This is a genomic window from Dolichospermum compactum NIES-806, assembly GCF_002368115.1.
Lineage (GTDB): Bacteria > Cyanobacteriota > Cyanobacteriia > Cyanobacteriales > Nostocaceae > Dolichospermum > Dolichospermum compactum.
In genome coordinates this window covers 4,991,153-5,009,001 of record NZ_AP018316.1, presented here as the reverse complement: position 1 = coordinate 5,009,001, position 17,849 = coordinate 4,991,153, and the positions used below count along the sequence as shown (strand labels likewise).

Here is a 17,849-nt window from a genome sequence, read left to right as displayed (position 1 = left end):
CCAGAAAAATGAAAAACCCTGTTTTTTGTACTCAAAAAATATTGGATAAAAGCAGGGTTTCTGTTGACTTTTCTAGCCAAGTTCAATGATTTTCAACTCAAGAAACTTGGTTTCTAGAATTACTAAACTATCGTTATATCGCTGAGTTTAGTTAGTATCCAAATCCGACCTCATCAGTGTCTTCCAACACACCTGATACTGTTGCATGACCACAGCCACCACATCCGCCGCAAGGTCTACAGCCACCACAGCCACGACATCCGCAGCCACGGCATCCACAGCCACCACAACCACGACATCCGCAGCCACGGCATCCACAGCCACCGCAATTAGCAAACCATCTTTGGGTGGTTTCAGAGTCAAATACTCCTGACATTGCTAATTTTTCTAAAGTTGCTATTTCCTCTTCAGACAACAGAAGTTTTTCTAATTTGTCGGCTTGATCTACCAAACGCATTTCTATTGTTGATTGGCTCAGTGTTTTTTCTGCCAGCATTGTCACCTACTCCTTTTAACTATTTTTTAAATTTCACTAATCCACAAAAGAGCAAAACCAATTTATGATCAGTTTGGGCAACTATCAAATGGAATTTATATTCCGTAAGACCTTGTCTTTTATAAAAATTGCTCTTGTCAGAATTGCCAATTATGTCTTTATTTGCTTATCCAACTTCTACAAGAATATCTTTTCTTGGACGATTTTCTTCTTTCTTGAGTAGTATTATTTTATCTCTTGATAGATTAAGGCTCAATTTATGAACTTGTGCTAATGGTGCATCAAACTCTTGTAATTCAAGGTAATTTGATAGTTAAAGTCAAATTAAAATAATGCTCATAACTGATTTAAAAGAGCAGTTCTATTTCTTTATATTTACTCCTTTAGTAAGATCGTGAGACAACATCCAGTTAATTTTTTTTGAAATATTCATCCTTAAGAAGTGGAGGACAAAAATTTTCAAAAGTAAGATATTAAAGTATATGGACAGCAGAATCAAAAAAAATGCCAAAGGATTGAAGTAATAAATTTAGTTATTACTGAGAAAATATCAAATTTTTGGAAATCAGGGAATTATCTAACAGCTTATAAAAATTAGGGTTAATGAATGAGTGATTTAAGAGTTTGGGCAGAAGATTATAGTAGAGTTTTATGGCGTTCCTTACCCTTGTTATGGACAGCAGCACCTCAAGAAATGGTGTTTTTAATTGCTGTAACCCTATTACAAGGGTTTCTTCCTGGGGTTAGTGTTTGGATTACTAAACTAGTAGTAGATACTGTGGCTACAGCTTTAACAACTGGTAAAGTCTTAGATGATTCCATTCTATGGTATTTGGTAGCAGCATGGGTGGGATCTTTGCTATTAGAAACCCTGCTTTATCCTTGGATATTTGCACTTCAGGGGAATCTCAATGATAAATTAGCGGCTCACATTAGTTTATTATTAATGCGAAAAGCCGATAGTTTTTCGGACTTGAGTAGATTTGAAGATGCTGAATTTTATGATGAGTTACAGCTTCTCCAACAACAGGTTAGCTATAAACCCTTAAACTTAGTTGAAAATTTGGTGGAATTAATTCGCTCATTGATTACTTTAATTGTGGTAGTTGGGCTATTAATTCCCCTGGCTTTTTGGATACCCATTGTGATTGCGATCGCCACTATACCCCAAATAGTAGTTTCTTCCCAATATGGTAGAGCTATTTGGATCACTTTATTTGAGAACAGTCCTCAAGCCCGAAAAATGGAGTATTACACCACAGTAATGCTCACTGATACCTATGCCAAAGAAATCAGGTTATTTCAGCTAGGTACATTTTTTATGCAGCTTTACGGACAAGCTTTTCAATCTTTACATCAATCTATGCGTCATTTGCGGGGTAAACAGGCATTTTGGTCATCTAGTTTAGCTATTCTGAGTACATTAGGAAATGGTTTTTCTTTCTATTGGGTAGTTAAACAAGCTTTTAGAGGACTGTTAAGCCCAGGAAGTGTCCTTTTATTCGTACAATCATTAACTTACTTCCAGAATAATCTCGAAAGATTTGTCAGTCATTGGTTGGATTTATTTGAGAATATTATCTATATGCAGCAGTTTTTCAACTTTCTCGACAGTCCTACCCCGATGACATTGAACATACCTGGAGAAAAAATCCCCACTCCGATTCGTGCAGGTATTACTTTTGAGCAAGTTGATTTTCACTACCCAGATGGTAGATTAGCACTCAAGGATATTTCTTTTACCCTTTACCCCGGCCAAACAGTAGCCATAGTTGGAGAAAATGGCGCAGGTAAAACCACTTTAGTTAAGCTATTAACAAGGCTTTACGACCCGACCACAGGACGGATTATCGTTGATGGTATAGACCTCAGAGATTTGAATTTAGACCAGTGGCGACAGCAAATTGCGGGAGTTTTCCAAGACTTTGGACATTACTCGCTCACCCTGGGAGAAAATATCGCATTAGGAAACCTCGCCGCCCTAGAAAATCGAGAAATTCTCAGATATGCGGTAGAAAAAGCCGATATCGTCAACCTAGTGGATGATTTTCCCAGTGGAGAAGATACACAATTGGGTAAACAGTTTGGCGGTACAGAACTTTCTGGAGGACAGTGGCAAAAATTAGCTCTAGCTCGTGCCTTTGTTCGCCAAGAAGCCCAACTACTCCTTTTAGATGAGCCTACCGCCGCACTAGACCCCCGCAGCGAGTGTGATTTCTACCTGCGTTTTGTGGAACTAGCTGAAGGGAAAACTACCATCCTGATTACCCACAGATTAGCCTCAGTGCGAATGGCTGACCGGATATTAGTCCTCAAAGATGGTCATTTAATTGAAGATGGTACTCACCAAGAACTTTTACAACTGGGAGGCGAATATACCGCTCTATGGAATATGCAGGTAGAACAGTATGGTGTGTAATATTAATTACATCTGAGGCTGCACAGAATTATGATTTTTTCTCTCGCAGAGGCGCAGAGAGTAGGAGTTTGAGAAATAGAAAAAATTCATCCGTATTTATCTGCGTTCAATTATTCTGGAAATATTATTCTATGCAGCAGCCATGAACATCAAAAATCCGACTCCTTTGTTAATTGGGCTGACTGCATTTGGTTTATCTGGAATTGCTATTGCTTATTTCAGCCATTGGTATCAACCCAGCAAAAAAGATATTACAGATTTGACAGTCCCTGTCACTACCAGCGACTTAAAAATTAAAATCAAAACCAATGGAGTCGTGCAACCAGTTCGCAAAATTAATATTGGACCAAGAGAAACCGGTCGAATTGCCAAACTCTATGTAGATGAAGGTAGTTATGTCCAAAAAGGACAATTAGTCGCAGAAATGGAGCGTCAAGCCTTTCAAGCTCAGGTAAATCAGTATCGAGCGCTGTTATGGAAAGCAAAAGCTGAGTTGCAAGAAAAGCGTAAGGGTTATAGACCAGAAGAAATTGCGATCGCTCAAGCTGATGTGCATAAGTATACAGCCCAAGTGCGGGAAGCTCAATCTCGCTTGGCATTAGCTTCTCAACGAGTCCAGCGTAGGCAATATCCTGTATCACAAGGGGCAATCTCCCGTGATGAACTAGATGCTGCTTTAAATGAGGAAAAAAGCGCCAAGGATAACTTACAACAAGCTAAATTTAGTCTGATATCTGCTCAACAACAACTAAAGAAACTACTTTCCGGCTATCAAGCTGAGGAAATTACCAAAGCTGCTGCTGAAGTAGCTCAAGCAACTGCCCAATTGCAATTTTACGAAAATCAGTTAGAAAATACTTTCATTCGCGCTCCTTTTGCTGGCTTAATTACCCGACGTTTTGCCCAAGCTGGCGATTTCGTAACCCCAAATACTTCTGTTTCCACTAATGAAGGGGGAACTAGCGCCTCTATTGCTGAATTATCCAGTGGTTTGGAAATAGAAGCTAAGGTTCCCGAAGTAAATATGGCGCAGATTCAGAAAAATCAGCCTGTAGAAATTCGCCTTGATGCTTTTCCTGAAAAAGTTTTTCAAGGGCAAGTCCGTTTGATTGCTCCCAGGGGAGTTAAGGAAGAAAATGTCACTTTTATGCGAGTCAAGATTGCTTTGGCAACAGGCCAAGATCAACTCAAGGTAGGGCTAAATGTAAAGTTAACTTTTCTGGTGAATGATATTCGCAATGCTTTGGTAATTCCTTCGGCTGCTGTGGTTTCTGGTAAGCAGGGGCAAGTGGGTGTATTGTTACCAGACAAAGATAATCAAGCAAAATTTCATCCGATACAAGTAGGAATTACTTCTGGTGATAAAACGCAAATTTTGGGCGGACTTTCGGAAGGTGAACGGGTTTTTATCCAACCACCAGCTAATCAATTAATTGATGGTGTTGATCGTCCTATGGGATCTTAGGGATTTCTAATTAAAAAAATACTTAAATAAACGAACCACAGAGACACAGAGAACACGGAGGAATGAGAGTTTAAGAAATTTTTTGCTTTAGGTGGTTGGGTGTTTTTTATTTGCAGGTTTCTTGGTGTAAGGAGTCAGCAGAAGAAATTTATCTTTTTATTGTTTTAAATTATGAATTTGTTAGAAAGTGTGAATATGGCTTTTGCCACTCTCTCTGCTAATAAACTCCGTAGCGGACTAACTATGCTGGGAATAATTATTGGCAATGCTTCTGTTATTAGTATGATTGGGATTGGACAGGGCGCACAAAATCTTGTATTGGGCAAACTTGAGGCTTTTGGCGCAAATCAACTCACGGTATATAGTAATTTTGAAGATGATGAAGGCATGAAATTTCCTGATGCCCAATTGGTGTTATCAGACGCAGAAGCAATTAAAGCTCAAGTTCCTAGTGTTAGTCAAGTTGCGCCTGTAGATGAGCAAAAAATGCCAATTAGCTTTAATAATAAATTAACATCAACAACTGTTAAAGGAACTACGTCTGATTTGCTTGCTGTGCAGAATCTTGTGCTTGTCACTGGCAGAATGTTTAATCAAAAACAACAGCAACAACAGGCTCAAGTCACTGTTTTGGGTGCAGAAACTAGCCGCAAGTTGTTCGGTTATGAAAATCCTGTTGGACAAGAAGTGATGATTAATAATATCTCGTTTCAAGTGATTGGTTTGTTGCAATCAAAGGGTGCATTTGCTGGGGAGAATTTGGACCAAACTGCAATTGTCCCACTGACAATATTTGCTAATAGATTAGTTGGACGCAGATCAATATCTGATATTCCTCTCAGTTATATTTTAGTGACTGCCAAAAATAGAGATAGTGTTCGCGCGGCAGGTTTTCAAATTACTAATATTCTGGCTCGACTACATGGTAAAAAAGATGTGGCTGTTTTCGCTAATAAAAAGTTTCAAGAATTGGTAGTTCAGGTGACTAGTATTTTATCTTTATTATTAGCTTTAATTGCTGCCATTTCTCTGTTAGTAGGTGGAATTGGTATCATGAATATTATGTTAGTTTCTGTGACTGAACGCACTCAAGAAATTGGTTTACGCAAGGCAGTTGGGGCAACTCAGAATGATATTTTAGCGCAGTTTTTAATTGAGGCAATTATTCTCTCTCTTTCTGGCTGTTTGCTGGGGATAATTTTAGGAGTTGGGGGAACTATCCCCTTGGCATTTTTCACGCCTTTAACTCCTCAATTTCCTCTATATGCGATCGCTGTGGCTGTGACAATATCTGGTAGCATAGGCTTAGTTTTCGGTGTCTTTCCCGCCCGACAAGCTGCTATGTTAGATCCCATTGTCGCCCTCAGAAGTGGCTGATTATAGAGACATCCGGTAAGCGTAAAACTCAGTCCTTCGACAAGCTCAGGAACCATGTCTTTAGACCTGAGATATAAGCGACACGAGCAGTTCGACAAGCTCACTGACCAAGGTTTTAACTGCTTTGGTATTTTCTATACTAACCGTGATGTTGACGACCTTAGCTTAATCAATTATCATTGAAAAGTCAATTTTCATTACATCAAAAATTGGTGGGAAAAAATAAAAAAGCGATGGGAGTACAGCAGGTTTTGTTGTCTCCCAATAATGAAACAAAGGCAGTGTTAGAGTATCTTTGTGAGCAATCTGGCAAACTATATAACAGCGGTGTTTATTTTGCTCGACAAACATTTTTTAAAACTGGAAAGTTGTTAACGGGCAAGTTTGATTTGATTTATGAGCCTTCAGTTTCTAAAACTATGGTTGCTCAATCAATGCCATCTATCCCAGCGCAACAAACGCTCTTATCTGTAACCGAGTCATTCAAATCTTTTAAAAAATTACGTTCTTTGTTCCTTAAAGAACAACTACACTTCAAACCTAAAGCCCCCGGCTATTTAACAAGTTCTAAACTTTTCAAAGTTGCCTATCCTAATAGCGGTGGACAAAAGCCTAGTCTAGTTAATGGGCAACTTAGATTCTCGTTGGGACTAACAGTTAAAAGATGGTTTGGAATTTCTGAATTTTTCCTACCAATGCCGTCAAATATAGATATTGCCAAGGTTAAAGAGTTTACTATTCTACCTAAGAACGGTGTTTTTTATCTAGAGATGTCTTATGAAGTCGAGAAACAAAACCACGTTTTAGATATTAATCAGGCATTATCTATTGACTTGGGAACGGCTGATAATTTAGCGGCTTGCGTTGATACATTTGGCAATTCCCTATTGATTGATGCCCGTGCAATGAAAGCTATGAACCAGTTGTGGAATAAGAAAGTATCTACTCGCAAGGACGGAAAGTCAGAAGCTTATTGGGATAACTGGTTAGACCGTGTAACCCGTAAACGTAACCATCAAATGCGTGACGGTATTAACAAAGCTGCAAAACTAATTGTTGACCATTGCTTAAAATATGGCATTGGTACGTTAGTAATTGGTTGGAATGAAGGGTTTAAATCTAACGCCAATATGGGAAGGATTAACAATCAAAAGTTTGTCCAAATGCCATTAGGTAAACTCAAAACCCGGCTAATCCAACTTTGCGATTTGCACGGTATTAGATTTCAAGAAACTGAGGAAGCGTACACATCAAAAGCTAGTTTTCTAAATGGAGACTCCCTACCCAAGTTTGGTGAAAAACCAGACGGGTGGAAAGCATCTGGAAAGCGTGTTAAACGTGGCTTGTATCAGTCAGGTAATGGTTCAATGATAAATGCAGATTTGAACGGCGCAGCTAACATTCTGCGAAAAGTAGCCAGCAATCTAAGCTTAGACTTAGGCTTACTGGGTAGACGGTGTTTGACGACCGTAGCGAGAATTAAACTTTGGGCATTGCCTAAATTTACTCTGTCCGCAGAATCTCAGCGGCTTTAGCCCTGAGAGTGTCAACTCAACTCTTGCTGTAATTCTGCCCGATAATCAGCTTGACAATGATATTGGGATAATTCTTTCCAGTTGAGTACGGCTTCTAATAAGTCCTGATAACCAAGTGTGTTGGGGTGCAGTCCGTCCCCGGTGAGGCGATCGCTTCTCCATCCTTGACTCCGCTGCATCCATTGATCAAAAATATCTAAATAGGGAATCTGTCTTTGTTCACAAGCTTGTCGTGTTGCTTCTTTGTAGCGGTATTGGTCGCCATGATTATAAAATAAACAATCAAGGAAGGGCATTTTGCTTTCGTCTACGGGAACCATCCCCACAAACAGCACGGGACAGAGTTTTTGAGCTTGATCCAGCAATGTGGCGATTTCTGATTCAAACTGACCAAAATCTGTGTAATTTCTGCCGTTAGGACTTCTTAATCGAGGTGTATCGTTCACACCGACAGACAAAATAATCAAGTCAGGAACACGATTGCGGATTTCTCCCCGGTGACGAAATTCCACTTCTAAACGTTGGCATATTTGCTGTGTGCGATCGCCCCTTACCCCCAAATTATAAAGCACATGACCCACACTGTCCGGTAACATCCACCACCGTCGCAATTGTTCCACCCAACCGCCTTTCTCTGGATCACCGTATCCATATACTAAGCTATCCCCCAAGGCGACAATCTTTAAAGGTTGACAAAGTTTTGGCGCTACAGATATTTGCATTAAGGTAGAAGTCGGAAAACTTGGCATTTCAAAAAGTAATGTAATGGATATTTCCAGAATATTCTATATATTTTTACACTATTACAGGAGTCAGGAGTCAGGAGTTAGGAGTTCAGGAGGAAGAAGAATAGTTTTCACGAATAGACATCTCCGAAAAAGAATCTGAAACCCTTAACTTGTCTAGCTGAAAACCTAATTTCCGGAGAGGTCTAATGACTAAGAGGTTGTTTGAAAAGTATCAGATGAAACTCATAATCTCCAAAAACCTAACCCCCCTGCCCCCCTTCCCTACCAGGGAATGGGGTTTTCAAAGCCTCTCCCCGCGTCGGGGAGAGGTTTGGAGAGGGGTAAATTTATACATTCAAAACTTTTCAAACATCCTCTAATGACAACTGACTAATTATAAATTAATTGGTAACACACTATAGCTACCAAAAATTTTCAAAATTTCTGTATAATTTCGCAACTCTTCCAAAGCAGATTTCATGATTTGTGCATTTACATCTGCTTCAATATCCAAATAAAATAAATATTCCCCTAAGGAACGTTTTGTCGGACGCGATTCAATTCGACTCAGATTAATCCCTAAACGAGCAAATACTGACAATACTTTTATTAATGCACCCGGTACATTAGCTGGCACGCTGAAAGCTAAAGATGTATGAGTACAATCAAGGGGATAATTTTCCTCCGTGCTTACGACCCAAAACCGAGTACAGTTTTCTGGATAATCATTAATCCCTCTGGCAAGAATAGGTAAATTATACAATTGTGCCGCCCGACTAGAAGATATAGCTGCTGTAGTGACCTCTTCTTCTAATCCCTGTAGTGCTTCAGTGGTTGAATTTCGGGGAATTAAATTGACATTTGGCAAGAACTGTGATAACCATTCTTGACATTGCGCTAACGCTTGAGGATGAGAATAGACAGTTTTAATATTATCTAAACTTGTGGCATAGGAAATTAATGTGTGTTGAATTGGTAAAACTAAAGCTAACTGAATTTTTAAATTCCCCAATTGCCATAAGCTATCCATTGTCATGTTGACACTACCTTCAATAGAATTTTCTACTGGGACAACAGCTATTTCTGCTTGTTTATCTACAATAGCTTGTAGGGACTGAGCAATGGTAGAATATGAACATAATTCAAAGTTTGTTTGAGAATTAATGTCTGAATGGGTTTTTAACCAGTTGAGATAAAAAAAAGCCGCTTGTTCGGCATAAGTTCCTGGGGGACCTAAATGAGCGATTTTTAGATTCATGCTGTTAAATTTGGTGAATTTGATGAATAATGAATTAATAGTTGGATTTTTGGCAATTTAAATTGTTAAAAAATATTACAATGAAAAAACAAATGGTTTAATTTGCTCATGGTTACTAAGTTTATTGCCTCTCAATCGGTGGAAATTTCCGTTCCTAAGCAATCTATTCCTATTCAACACTACTTGCGGCAGCCTCAACGTTTAGTTAATGCCTTAGCTGATAATACAAGAATTCAACAACTTTCTGAAGAAGTTTTTCGGTTAAAAATGCGTCCTTTGTCTTTTATGTCACTGAGTATTCAGCCGACTGTAGACATGAGAGTTTGGGCAGATGCCAGTGGTACAATTTATTTGCGATCGCTCGGTTGTGAGATATTGGGTTTTGAGTATATTAACGAAAGGTTTGCACTGAATTTAAAAGGCTATTTGTCACCAGTTCAACTCAATGGTGAAACTCACTTGCAAGGGAAAGCTGATTTGGAAGTTTTAGTAGACATACCGCAACCATTTTCCTTTACACCCAAATCAATTTTAGAAACTACAGGGAATGGATTGCTCAAAAGTGTTTTACTAACAATTAAGCAAAGATTGTTACATCACCTCTTAGCAGATTATCGTCATTGGGTAATCTCGCAAACTCAAAATAACGAGATTGATCATACAGCAGGAGTCAGGAGTCAGGAGTCAGGAGTCATATTACCAACTTTAAATTTTGAGTAGTTTATGGAAAAATAAGGCAAAATTTGGCAATTTTTCTCAAAATCCAAAATCTCAAATTGTTTGACATCAACACTGGGAATCCAAAATCTAAGATCCAAAATCCAAAATTGTTTGACATCAACACTGGGAATCCAAAATCTAAGATCCAAAATCCAAAATTGTTTGGCAAGGACGAAAAGAGCGACGATGTAAAGATGAAAGTCCGTATTTTTGAAGCGCCAGTAAATGACGCGGACTTCCATAACCTTTATTCTTTTCTAGATCATACAGCGAATATTTTAACGCTAACCGTTGCAGCAAATCATCACGCCAAACCTTTGCCATGATACTAGCTGCGGCAATATTAAGCGATCTCTCATCACCTTTGACAACTGTTTCTTGAGGTATTGGCAAATTCTTCACCAACTGATTACCATCAATCAAACACAGTTCAGGCTTTACCCGCAGCTTCAAAACAGCACGCTTCATTGCCAAAAGAGTTGCCTGTAAAATATTCAACTCATCTATTTCCGCAGTTGTAGCATAACCAATTCTCCAATCTACAGCCAACGTGGCAATTTTTTGAGCCAGTTTAGTTCTCCGATAACTAGACAACTTTTTACTATCCTTAATGTTATCCAACATTAATATTGACAAAGCATCTACTGGTAATATAACTACCGCTGCCACCACAGGACCAAATAAAGCGCCCCTGCCTACCTCATCTACACCCCCAACTGCACCCTGCATATTTGAGTAAGTAGAAAACTCTAACCAACTCGAATTATCCCAGGATGCAGGTTTAATATCTCCCATTATCTGAACTATGATTTGTTTGATTTATTTGATGCAGCTAATTAATTGAAACTATGATTTATGTAATTGATTTGATTTACCTGATTTACCTGACTGATTCATCAATTAATTAATCACACAAATCACACAAATCTAGGATTTACGCATTGACAAGATTCTCCAAATGTGTAACGTGAATTTCATCCCTTGTAGGGTGCGTCAGACACGATATTTTGACAAAAAAACAGATTTCCTCTATCTGACGCACCCTACTCAATAAGTTATTCCCAAAGCCGAAACCGACCCAATTTCTTTCATTCATGTCATGGCAGTTAGTGAGCGTGCGTAAGTCCTAAAATCATAAAAATCACAGTCCGAAACCATCTGTATCTAAGGCTGATGAACGACGACGACGACGACGACGACGATTAAGAATAGAACTATTATTGCTATCCGATTCTATTTCTTTTTCAAGTTCCGTTTTTTCTTCAGCTTTAGTTTCTTTCTCCGGTTCTATTTCTCCTTCAAATTTAGTTGCCTTTTCTTTGGAAATTATTGTCAATTCTGGAAATATTACTAATGGTGGAAAGGATGAATCTTCTTCTTCTATCTCAAATTTTGGTGTCGGTAGTTTAATAGTGACGATTTCAGGAAGTGTTTTTTCCGGAACAATTGGTTCAGGGATAACTTCAGTTTCTTCACTAGGTGATTGTCCTGGTTGCACAACATTAATAATCACCGATCTGGGATTTTTTCCCTCCCGATCTAACTTGAGTAAAGGAGAAATTCCCATTTCAGCATAAGTATCCTGTTCCTTTGCTGACATTTCTACCGTAATTACCTCTGGTGGTTCTACCTTAATCGGGTCTAATTTTACCTTTGTCCGTTCTGGTCTTTCCGTCCAACCTGATTTATTAATAGTTGGGGGAGAGATTTCTGGTATTGGTAATTCAGGTTCTTCTAAGTCTAAATCTGAATCATTAACAAAAGCTAGAGGATTGGTAGGTAAGCGAGATTCATCTTTACCGTTAGCACCATTTACACCAATACGGCTACGACGGGTACGGGTACGTCGCTTATCATTTAATTCTTGGTAACTAGGATGATTAATCAGATGCAGAGAACTAAATTCCGGTTCGGTTTCAAATCCATCGCCAAAGCCATCATAGACATCTTTTGGTGTCACTTGTGGCACACTACCGATATCAGAGATGCGAGTAGTAGGTGCAGGTGGACGAGATTCCCTTTGAGGCATGGGTACAAACCGCTCTGGGATGTCCGCAGCCGGGATAGGCAGACGGTTTTCCAGTTCTCCAGGTAATCTGACGGTATGTCCTAAACCGCCGCAAGTAGGACAAGTTTCGCCAAACAATTCATAAATGTTTTGACCTTGACGCTTACGAGTCAGTTCAACTAAACCTAGTTCAGTCAGTTGGGCAATTTGGGGACGGGCTTTATCCGCTTTTAGAGCTTTGTTAAAGTGTTCTAAAACTTGCATTTGATCACGTCGGGATTCCATATCAATGAAATCAACCACAATTACCCCCGCAATATTCCGCAACCGTAACTGACGAGCAATTTCCGCCGCCGCTTCGCAATTTGTCCACAGGACTGTTTCTCTAGCAGTTGCCGAACGGGTGAATGAACCGGAGTTCACGTCTATGACGGTTAAAGCTTCCGTCGGTTGGATGATGACATAACCACCTGATGGTAAATCTACCCTCGGTCTGAGGGCTTCACGGACGGCGGCATTGATGCGGAAATATTCTAAAATGGGAGAGCGATCGCGGTGATGATCAATTAACAATCCTTGGGGTGTTTGTCCACCACTCCAGTTTTGTAAATACTGCTTCACCCGTTTTAAGCCAGTGCTGGAATCAACAACTATGCGATTCACGTCACTACCATACATATCCCTAAGTACGCGCTGAATAAAGTCATCATCACGATTCAGTAGAGCCGGCGCACGGGAAGTTACTGCTTCTTGCTGCACAATTTCCCACTGCTTTTGCAGCACTTCCAAATCTTCAATAATGGCTTCTTCTGGCTTTCCTTCTGCTTCTGTGCGTACCAGCAAACCCATCCCTGCTGGTTTCACCAAAATAGCCAAAGCTCTGAGGCGATTACGTTCACTTTCGCTTTTAATCCGTCTCGATAAATTTACCCCTCGTCCATAAGGCATTAACACTACATAACGTCCGGGTAAAGTGATATTACCTGTGAGCCTGGGACCTTTTGATCCAGTTGGCTCTTTCATTACCTGCACTAAAGTTTTTTGTTGTGGTGTCAACAGTTCTGTAATCGCCGCTGCACTACGTTTCAGCCTTAATGGACCTAAATCAGTGACGTGAATAAACCCGTTGCGTTCTGGATCGCCGATATTAACAAAAGCCGCATCTATCCCAGGTAATACATTTTCTACTACACCCAGATAGATATCACCAATTTGGTGATGACCCGTAGCTACAACGAGTTCTTGTATTTGATCTTCTGAAAATACAGCAGCAATTTGATGCTGCTCCGCGATGATAATTTGTTTTGGCATTCAATTTCCTCAAAAATGGCAGCGCCGTTGGGAATTACCAGGAATTTCTTTGTTATCCCGCTTGTCCTGACGGTCGCTACTACAAGACGCTACTAGTAATAAAAATTTCCAATTTGAGTAGCTCTGCAAAGTTATGAAGAGCTAATGATACTGTGATTGCGTTTACACGCCGGATTATTCCTGAATAGCTGCATATAGTTTAAGAACCTCCATCAACCGCCCTTGGCTGATTTCCCCTACTATACGCTGCTATTTAAACTTTGGATATCCGTAGACATCTGTTTCAAAGTTAACATTTTATCAAGTAAAGCTGACTACACCTAAATAGCATACTCATTCTGAAAAGCCTTCGCGTCTAGACACGGTATCTCTTTAGGTTTACCATCTGCTGACGGAGGGAAATCTGCCTTTAGCACTAGGATTCACTATCCGTGTTTTTACTAGAAAGTCTAGCTAGGTGCAGATAACTCACTGGGTCATCTTTACAAGAATTCTGGCAGGTTTGTAATCTCTGTCAATATTTACGTGGTATTTTTACAATCAAACACACTTGCATTTGTAGCAATTGCATAAAAGCTCGCAATAAAAGCAAGTCTTATTTAACAAGTATTTAGCTATCAGCATTCAGCTAGTAAGCTAATTCTGGGTTTCATTTCCCACCTCTACAGGAGGAATTTTGTTGAAGTGAGGTTTAAATCCCCTTTTCAACAACCCGCTGACGGCTGAGGGCTGAACGCTGACGGCTCTTTTAAGGGATAGACTGTATCAGTCAATGGAGAAGTTGACGAAAGCTATTGTTAGTGATTGATTCACAAGGTAGCTATAGAGAGAGTGGTTTGTAATCAGCAGCAGAGTTTGTCTGGGATACAATCTTAAAAGTTGCACTCTTATATCTTTGCCTTCGCTCCTGTAAGTATCACAGGTAGTGAATCAATTCATTCAATGCAGTTCCAGAAAATTTCTCTTAATTGCCATTCTAACGCAACCTTGCTAAAAATCAATTGCCACAACGTACTAATTTTTGATAACTACTAGCAAGTTATCCGATAACTAGACGCTTGCGGTGGATATGCAAGAGGTGAAATTCTAGGTGAGCTACTGTTTCTAGCATAGACAATATTTGCTCAGGACGCAAGATCACTCCATCAGGACGACAACTACCCAAGTAACGCACAATGGCTGTTGAGTATGATTCTTGGTTAGAGACTGAAATTAATTCTATCTCCCACAGGCGATCGCGCAGATTTATTAATTGCTGTTTACCGGATTTAGTTGTATGTGCCGATAAAATCTCCTCTTGATGTTTAATATTTTCAATCCAATCTTGCCATTGTGCCGATTCTCCTTCGCTTTGGTCTGTAGATATTGTTAATAAATACTCGGCTGCTTCCAGAGTTTGGGTAGCGGAGGGAGACTTAATGTCTATTTCTACCACATTATACACAGGAATGTCAGTAGGTAGTTGTTTAACCAATTGGGTATGAAAAGTTGCCACATCTATTGGTTCAGTCAACTCAAAATCAACTATTTCTCCACTACTGGTAGCACCTAAACTTAAAGCACTGGCTAAAGCAATCCTCGGTCCAGGATGAAAACCACCTGTGAAGGTGATGGGTAAACCGGCACGGCGCATAACTCGATCAAATAGACGCATCAAATCTAAGTGACTGACTAAAGCCATATTTCCTTGTTTACCAAAGCATACTCGCAATCGTTGGGCTTTGGTGGTGTTGGGGACAAAATCGCCGGCAAAGCTGGGAATGGGAGGTGCAGGCATAACCACATTATGACCGAAATCTGTGCCACAGACTCCACAATGAGAACAACCTTCAAAAGAGCAGTCAGGGACAATTGCGGCTTCTAGAGCGCGTTGTAGGTCTTGTTGCAGCCACTTTTTATCAATGCCAGTATCAATATGATCCCAAGGTAAGGGAGTATCCAGAGGTGATAGAGTTTCTTGTTCGTTGTTGCTGACAGCAAACAGATTCCATTCGCCATTTTCCACTTGACGGTATTTCCAGTCTAGACCGGCTTCGGTAATGGCTGTTCCCCAAGCTGTAAAGGCTTTGTCTACATTATCAAACCAAGCATCCATACCTGCACCCAATTTCCAAGCTCGATGTAACACTTTCCCCAAAGTGCGATCGCCTCTACCAATAAAGTCTTCCATCGCTGATATGCGAAAATCCGTGAAATTTACTTTCACATTCTTCATTCCCCGAAATTCTTCCCGCAGGAGGTTCTGCTTTCTCACAAACTCGGTGGTGGAAACTGAATGCCATTGAAAGGGAGTATGGGGTTTAGGGGTAAAGTTAGAAACGGTCAAGGTAAAGTTTAACGATCTGCGTCCTTTTTCCCAACATTCTTGTTTTAACCAGCGGACAGTTTCCACAATACCGATCACATCAGCATCGGTTTCTCCGGGTAAACCAATCATAAAATACAGCTTGATTTTATCCCAACCCTTTTCCCAAGCTGTTTTTACCCCCCGCAATAACTCTTCATTTGTCAAACCCTTATTAACGATATCCCGCATTCTTTGTGTACCCGCTTCTGGGGCAAAGGTTAACCCACCTTGGCGCGTACCTCCCAGGATATTGGCAATATTTTCATCAAATCTATCTATTCTCTGACTAGGTAAGGTGAGAGAAATATTGTCATTTTTTAAGCGATTTTTTATTTCCATCCCCACCGCTGGTAGGGCTAAATAATCAGAACAACTCAAAGACAAAAGGGAAAACTCATTGTAACCAGTTTCCCGCATTCCCTTTTCTATAGCTTCTACTACTTTTTCCGGTTCGACATCCCTCGCTGGTCTGGTTAGCATTCCTGGTTGACAAAAGCGACAACCGCGAGTACAACCGCGACGAATTTCAATGGTGAGGCGATCATGAACTGTTTCTACATAAGGAACTAAGCCAATAGAATAGGCAGGAATGGGTGTGGCTACTCTTCTCAGGACTCTTTTGGGTACATCTGGACGCAGGGGATATACAGCCCCTCCTTTACCCATTTCATAGAACTGTGGCACATATACACCAGGAATTTGTGCCAAGTCTAATAATAGGTCTTGACGATTCAAGGCTGATTTTTTCCCTTCTTCTAAAACCAAGCCAATTTCGGGAAGCAGTTCTTCACCATCTCCCAAAACCATGAAATCGAAGAAATCTGTATAGGGTTCGGGGTTAGAGGTTGCTGTTTGTCCACCGGCAAAAATTAGCGGGTGATTTCCCTGTAACCGTTCTTCTCTAGTGACGGGGATTCCTGCTAAATCCAACATTTCTAAAATATTGGTGCATCCTAATTCGTAACTGAGACTAAAGCCTAAAATATCGAAATCCGTCAACCACCGTTTAGATTCTACTGCAAACAAGGGTGTCTGCGTGGTGCGAAGTTTGGCGGCTAAATCCGCTCCTGGTAAGTAAGCGCGATCGCATAACTGGCGAGGCTGGGCATTCAAAATATTGTATAATATGATATGCCCTAAATTTGATGCCGCTACCTCATACACTTCTGGATAGGTCAAAACCCAGCGGATTGTTGCCGTATCCCAAGGCTTATGGACAGCTAAACGCTCATTACCCAGGTAACGGGCAGGTTTTAAAATATCCGATGTTATTAATTGTTCAACTAAAACAGCCACTTTGCTATCTTCTAGCTACCATAAATTACAGCTAACCACCCCAAGACTAGCATTAATTAGAGATTTTGACTGGAGTTCAATAATTTTATTTTGCAAATTTGGCGCTGCATGAATTAGATTATGCCTACGGCACGCTGCGCATTAACGAAGTTCCTCTAAAAGAGGCACGCTTAGAGGCAAACAGGAGCAAAAGCGCAAAGTTTTAGGAATTATATTGACATTATCATATAAGCTTTTGTAAGTGTAAATTTGCATTTTGTTTGAGGATCAACTTTTTTCTGACTTGGCTACAAGCGTGAAGTCTCTTTACTCAATCTTTATAGCTTGACTGGGTTTATTTAAAGATTGTCATAAGTCAATGGTAAAGTGTACTTATATATACATTTTTTTTTAGAAAGTTAAAAAACAATCTACTTATGCCTTCTGAATGCAGATTAATCATCTGTCGCCATAGTAGTTACTCCTGTTGAAACTAGGAATGGAGGTAGTTTCAGAAAAATTTCTCTGTAATTGTCCACCTTGACTTTTACCCTTGTCATTAACAAAAACAGAGTTACCGAATAACTGGTCTTGATTATTTAGTAGTGATCTAAATCACAGCATTGAGAGGTATAAATCACCTTTTATACCGAGCATTGTCTTACATAGTAACTAGTAACTGCAATTTGGTTTATTTCTTATGAAAACTCGATACGTGATTCGTCAGTTGGTAGAAAAAGCCCTGCATATCCGCAAGCTAACGCCAGAAATCGAAAATGAGATTAACTCGGAATTAACAAAGCTAGGTCATATCTCTGATGTTGACTATGAAGCTTTAGAATTACTAATGGCAGAGATGGATGCTGGCAGGGTACAGTTAGTTCCCACCTGGGGATAATACTCGTACTGG

At 39.9% G+C, this 17,849-nt stretch carries 12 protein-coding genes; 6 read left to right on the top strand and 6 right to left on the bottom strand.

What is annotated here, in order from left to right:
• Nucleotides 1-151: 151 nt before the first annotated feature.
• The gene (locus CA730_RS23245) at nucleotides 152-496 is read right to left on the bottom strand and encodes a hypothetical protein (protein ID WP_096670932.1); all 345 of its coding nucleotides are present in this window, start codon (nucleotides 494-496) and stop codon (nucleotides 152-154) included.
• 607 nt (nucleotides 497-1,103) lie between these two features.
• Between CA730_RS23245 and CA730_RS23240 the strand changes: the two genes are divergently transcribed.
• The 4 genes from CA730_RS23240 to CA730_RS23225 all read left to right on the top strand — a co-directional run bounded on the left by CA730_RS23240 (nucleotide 1,104) and on the right by CA730_RS23225 (nucleotide 7,292).
• On the top strand, nucleotides 1,104-2,915 hold the full coding sequence (locus tag CA730_RS23240; protein WP_096670930.1) for an ABC transporter ATP-binding protein: 1,812 nt from the start codon (nucleotides 1,104-1,106) through the stop codon (nucleotides 2,913-2,915).
• Between the two features lie 142 nt (nucleotides 2,916-3,057).
• Entirely contained in the window at nucleotides 3,058-4,380 is a 1,323-nt protein-coding gene (locus CA730_RS23235) for an efflux RND transporter periplasmic adaptor subunit (protein ID WP_096670928.1), read from the top strand.
• A gap of 171 nt (nucleotides 4,381-4,551) precedes the next feature.
• Nucleotides 4,552-5,757 carry an ABC transporter permease gene (locus CA730_RS23230; RefSeq protein WP_096670926.1) on the top strand — a complete coding sequence of 402 codons (1,206 nt, stop codon included), beginning with the start codon at nucleotides 4,552-4,554 and terminating at the stop codon, nucleotides 5,755-5,757.
• A 233-nt stretch (nucleotides 5,758-5,990) separates the two neighbouring features.
• A complete protein-coding gene (locus CA730_RS23225; protein ID WP_096671755.1) occupies nucleotides 5,991-7,292 on the top strand; it encodes an RNA-guided endonuclease InsQ/TnpB family protein in 1,302 nt (433 codons plus the stop codon).
• An 11-nt stretch (nucleotides 7,293-7,303) separates the two neighbouring features.
• Here CA730_RS23225 and CA730_RS23220 read toward each other — a convergent pair whose 3' ends face one another.
• Together CA730_RS23220 and pheA are read right to left on the bottom strand one after the other, a co-directional pair.
• Entirely contained in the window at nucleotides 7,304-8,041 is a 738-nt protein-coding gene (locus CA730_RS23220) for a GDSL-type esterase/lipase family protein (RefSeq protein ID WP_231939925.1), read from the bottom strand.
• Nucleotides 8,042-8,414: 373 nt separating this feature from the next.
• On the bottom strand, nucleotides 8,415-9,278 hold the full coding sequence (pheA, locus tag CA730_RS23215; RefSeq protein WP_096670924.1) for a prephenate dehydratase: 864 nt from the start codon (nucleotides 9,276-9,278) through the stop codon (nucleotides 8,415-8,417).
• Between the two features lie 108 nt (nucleotides 9,279-9,386).
• Here pheA and CA730_RS23210 point away from each other — a divergent pair, with 108 nt between their 5' ends.
• Nucleotides 9,387-9,998 (top strand): DUF1997 domain-containing protein, encoded by a 612-nt coding sequence (locus tag CA730_RS23210; RefSeq protein ID WP_096670922.1) that lies wholly within the window; start codon nucleotides 9,387-9,389, stop codon nucleotides 9,996-9,998.
• A 138-nt stretch (nucleotides 9,999-10,136) separates the two neighbouring features.
• Here CA730_RS23210 and CA730_RS23205 read toward each other — a convergent pair whose 3' ends face one another.
• From CA730_RS23205 to CA730_RS23195, 3 genes are all read right to left on the bottom strand, one after another.
• Nucleotides 10,137-10,793 (bottom strand): ribonuclease HII, encoded by a 657-nt coding sequence (locus CA730_RS23205; protein ID WP_096670920.1) that lies wholly within the window; start codon nucleotides 10,791-10,793, stop codon nucleotides 10,137-10,139.
• A gap of 346 nt (nucleotides 10,794-11,139) precedes the next feature.
• Nucleotides 11,140-13,317 (bottom strand): Rne/Rng family ribonuclease, encoded by a 2,178-nt coding sequence (locus CA730_RS23200; protein ID WP_096670918.1) that lies wholly within the window; start codon nucleotides 13,315-13,317, stop codon nucleotides 11,140-11,142.
• 1,039 nt (nucleotides 13,318-14,356) lie between these two features.
• On the bottom strand, nucleotides 14,357-16,960 hold the full coding sequence (locus CA730_RS23195) for a TIGR03960 family B12-binding radical SAM protein (protein WP_096670916.1): 2,604 nt from the start codon (nucleotides 16,958-16,960) through the stop codon (nucleotides 14,357-14,359).
• Nucleotides 16,961-17,639: 679 nt separating this feature from the next.
• On the opposite strand from CA730_RS23195, the gene CA730_RS23190 reads away from it, so the two are divergent.
• Nucleotides 17,640-17,837: a hypothetical protein gene (locus tag CA730_RS23190; protein WP_015078743.1), complete on the top strand. Its 198-nt coding sequence runs from the start codon at nucleotides 17,640-17,642 to the stop codon at nucleotides 17,835-17,837.
• The last annotated feature ends 12 nt before the right edge of the window (nucleotides 17,838-17,849 follow it).